3 protein-coding genes are annotated in these 4,242 nt (G+C 54.5%); all 3 read left to right on the top strand.

Translation table 11 applies throughout. From position 1 onward, the window contains the following. The first annotated feature begins 99 nt into the window (after nt 1–99). The 3 genes from CA13_RS04330 (at nt 100) to CA13_RS04320 (ending at nt 3,875) form a co-directional block, all read left to right on the top strand. Nucleotides 100–579, top strand: coding sequence for a Clp protease N-terminal domain-containing protein (locus CA13_RS04330; protein ID WP_146394736.1), 480 nt, complete (start codon nt 100–102; stop codon nt 577–579). A gap of 1,278 nt (nt 580–1,857) precedes the next feature. After that, a complete protein-coding gene (locus CA13_RS34675; protein ID WP_419193926.1) occupies nt 1,858–2,211 on the top strand; it encodes a hypothetical protein in 354 nt (117 codons plus the stop codon). Nucleotides 2,212–2,477: 266 nt separating this feature from the next. After that, a complete protein-coding gene (locus tag CA13_RS04320) occupies nt 2,478–3,875 on the top strand; it encodes a hypothetical protein (RefSeq protein ID WP_146394755.1) in 1,398 nt (465 codons plus the stop codon). Nucleotides 3,876–4,242: the final 367 nt, after the last annotated feature.

Raw genomic sequence — 4,242 nt, 5'->3', positions numbered from 1 at the left:
CCGTTGCACACGGAGCCGCGGGCCGCGCGGATTCTGAAATCAATGTCGTTTGCCGCGGCCCGGTGAACGGTGACGTTCTGGCACTAAACACATTCTCGCATGAACGGCACGATTTACGATCGCTTCAACGCTGTTGCTGTGCGTTCGATGCAATACGCGAATCAAGCTGCATGGCATCTGCGGCACGACTACATCGCGTCCGAACACATTTTGATTGGACTCATCCGCAATCGGCGTTGCCCTGCTCAGCGACTGCTCACTCGCCTCGGTGTTTGCCGGGCTGCAATTGTTCATGAGTTGCGCATCCACATGACAATTGGCAACGATCCTGCCGTCAAACGACGCAGACCGATAAGTCCGGACGCACGACGCGTTGTCCGTTTAGCTGCCGATCACGCGGACCGCCTTTCCCATGAATTCATCGCAACCGAACATATTTTGCTTGCGCTGCTTGCCGACGAAACAGGACTAGCGTCGCGTACGCTTGCGACTCTAGGGCTCGTATACGATGATGTATTTGCGGTCGTCGCGAGCGATCTTGGCGTGATCTTGGGCGACGCACAGAAGCCAGAACCATGACATGCACGGGAGGACGGCTTGCGGCGTTCGCTCGAATGGAGAATCAATCTTCCGTCCCCCGTGATGTCTAACGTTACCCGACGTAACGATGAAGATCGTATCGACGTACAACATCGATCTCGTATGATGATCTCGTTTCGACAACGTGATCCGAACGCCAATGTCAAAATCGTAGTTTGAAAATTGCTCGTCTAAATTACCCGTTGGCTAATGCGACTCCACGACGGCGTTTGGCTGGAACCTTGGCTAGCCTAACGTCGCTGCTTCGGCCTTTCGGCGTTACGCAAATGCCTGGCCAACAACTGTTTTATTCGACACTGATTTGATACACTGATGCTTTCCGTGGTGACTTGCTCGGCCGTGATTACTTCCACGGAATTGACATTCAAATGGCCGGGATTTCGGGTAACCATCGGATGCAACGGAGGACCGGTGGTTCGTTTTCACGAATGGATAGTCAATTCCCGGTCCCCGCTGATCCGTACCGTTATTCGGCTGACTTCTCCGTTCAACGCCGCTCGCATTGGAGCCCTGTCCGATTCAATGCTTGACCATGCTCCCGAAGTCATGCTCGATCGCCGGCTGCTCGATAGCTTTTCCTGACTACGCTTGTTTGCAGAGACTGCCGGTGCATTTTGACGGGCAATGGATTGCACTGAAAGCCAACGCCTGACGTGGCGTGCCGAATCCTGCTCCGTTACAATACTCGACGTTGTTTTCCCTGCGGGGCCAAACGCGATTCTCGCCTGGGTTTTCCCTGCGGGGCAGCGACATAGAATGCAATACGGCCACCGACACCAAAAAAACCGGCCTTCGACGAAACCAACGCCCGTGCGAATAACCAAACCATGCACGCGAGCGGCGTGGCAGGCGAACAGGCCAAAAACACCACTAGTCGCCGCCACGTGATGGTCGGCGTTATTCGAATTACTTCTCCGTTCAACGCCGCTCGCATTGGAGTCCTGTCCGATTCAATGCTTGACCATGCTCCCGAACTCATGCTCGATCACCATCGGCACGACTGCATGTCCTGACTACGCTTGTTTGCAGAGACTGCCAGTGCATTTTGACGGGCAATGGATTGCACTGAAAGCCAACGCCTGACGTGGCGTGCCGAATCCTGCTCCGCTACAATAATCGATGTTGTTTTCCCTGCGGGGCCAAACGCGATTCTCGCCTGGGTTTTCCCTGCGGGCCACGACATGGAATGCAACACGGCCACCGACACCAAAAAAACCGGCCTTCGACGAAACCAACGCCCGTGCGAATAACCAAACCATGCACGCGAGCGGCGTGGCAGGCGAACAGGCCAAAAACACCACTAGTCGCCGCCACGTGATGGTCGGCGTTATCCGACTCGGCGCACCCGAAATCCACCGCGCAACTCAAATTAGCCGCCTCCGTAAATGCCGCCTACACTCCATGATTGCTGACTACGTTCCTGCGATCCTTGCGATTTCCGCGTTTGCGACCTACGTACTGCAACTCTGGACCGGTGTTGCTTTTGCTGGATGGTCTGGCGACGACTCTCTTGTTGAACGCTCCAAGAGCCCAGGGCCGTACTGGTTTGTGATGACCTTACAAACGCTCGCGTTAATCATAATTCCCGTTTTGATTCTGCTAAACCGCTGACGCATGCAATGCCCTGCCAATCGTGGTGACGTTCCGTCATTGTTTCCTGCTCGCGCGGCTAGTCCTGTATACTGACTCGCGATGTTCCGTTGTTGTTTTCCACTCGCATGGTTTAATGCTCGGCGGACGCCCGATTCATACGGACGGATAACCATCCGTTGCACACGGAGCCGCGGGCCGCGCGGATTCTGAAATCAATGTCGTTTGCCGCGGCCCGGTGAACGGTGACGTTCTGCCACTCAATCTCTCGCTCATTTGGATCAGCAATGAAAACGACCACCAGTTCGACAATTCTTTCGCTTGCTTTGATCGCAACAACGCTTGTCCTGTACAGTGGTCGAGTGTTTGCGGACACTCCCAATGCGTCCATGAACTCTGAGACATCGCTTGAAGCGGCATGGGAGCTACTGCTCGGAAGCGATCCCGAATCAACGCGTGCTATTCTGCAACTTGCCCAAACGCCCGCTCAGACGCTTGCGTTTGTGGCGGAACGTCTGCATCCAGTAAGCCTTACCACCGATCGACTGCAATCATTGCTTGATGACCTTCGATCACCTGACGGCGAGGTATGGCAAGCTGCATTTCGTGAACTGGAGTACTTCGATCCGAGGCTTGCCTCCGGACTCGAAGAGCTTGTTGAGCTCGACGAAATGAAAACATCGCCAGCACGCAATCGTCTTGTTGCCGTCTTGAGCGGCCGCAAAATCAAGCGGATTGCTGACTACAAATATATCACGCTCCGCCCAGTTCGTGATGACGGATTCAATTTTTTCGGTAGCAACAATCCGGACCGTGGCGGACATTCATGGTGGGCGGAGCACAAAATCGAACGCCTCATCAGCGGTACGAGTGGCAACCCGAAACATGAGTGGACCCGGATCATTCGGGCTATTTGCTTGCTTGAAAGTTTCGGAACTCCCGAGTCAATGGCAATCATCGAACGATTGTCCGAAGGGCATCCTGATGCACAGCCTACAAGGATTGCCTTGGGTGCCCTCGCGGGCAGCGAGAAGGGAAAACGGCGTGATGCTTCCCTTGAGTCCGTTTGGGAATCACTTCTCGGGCACGAGCCCGAATCGACACGCGCGTTATTGCAACTTGAGAAAAACGCTACGCTGGCGACTGCTTTTCTCGCCGAACGGATACGGCCCCTGCACCTGACGGATGACCGATTGGAGGCGTTACTTAATGCCCTTCAGTCGTCTGACGACAACGTCTGGCAGTTGGCCTATCAGGAATTGTCTTACTTCGACCCAAGACTTGCTCTTACAATCGATGAATTGCTCGGACATGAATCGATGAAGCAATCGCCTGGACGTAATCGCCTTGCTTCGATTCTGATTGGAACCGATATCAGCAATATCGCTAAATGGAAATTTATTCGGCTGCATCGGGTAGGAGATGGCTTCAATTTCTGTTGCAGTGACGATCCTGATACTTGCGGCGCGAACCACTGGGGCGAACCCAACATTAGTTTCCTTGGTGGCAACAGTGATCCAAAACCGGAGTGGACCAGGCTCGCACGGGCAATCGTGTTGCTTGAGCATTTTGGAGGTCCGGAGGCGATAAAGATCATCCAGCGGATGTCCGAAGGGCATCCTGATGCACAGCCGACGGTTCTTGCCAGCGCGATCTTGTCGAGACATACAGAGGCAGAACAATGACATGCAGGGGCAGAACCAAGCGATGAACCGCAGTCGGCCACGAGCATTTACTCTGTGGTCAGCGTTAATCTGGCCGACGCGGTTATCGCAAGCGTTATCCGATCAACGACGATCGGTATGCTGGTGTTGGGCCTTGGCGTCACAACACTGGCTTGCGGCTGATGCCGGTGAACGATATACCCGACGAACCATTCCCTCGGACAACTTTTCTGGTTCGACCTTCCAATCTCCTGATGGCTTGCGCGAGCCTTCTCCTGTTACCATCGGCTTGCTCGGTCTTGCTTTGGGAACGTATACTGGCATTCCACCTTCCACCTATATTCACCACGGATAACCATCCGTTGCACACGGAGCCGCGGGCCGCGCC

The sequence above is a fragment of the Novipirellula herctigrandis genome, assembly GCA_007859835.1.
In the GTDB taxonomy this organism is placed as follows: domain Bacteria; phylum Planctomycetota; class Planctomycetia; order Pirellulales; family Pirellulaceae; genus Novipirellula_A; species Novipirellula_A herctigrandis.
The sequence above is the reverse complement of the archived record's forward strand: the minus strand, read 5'-3'. Positions and strand labels throughout refer to the sequence as shown.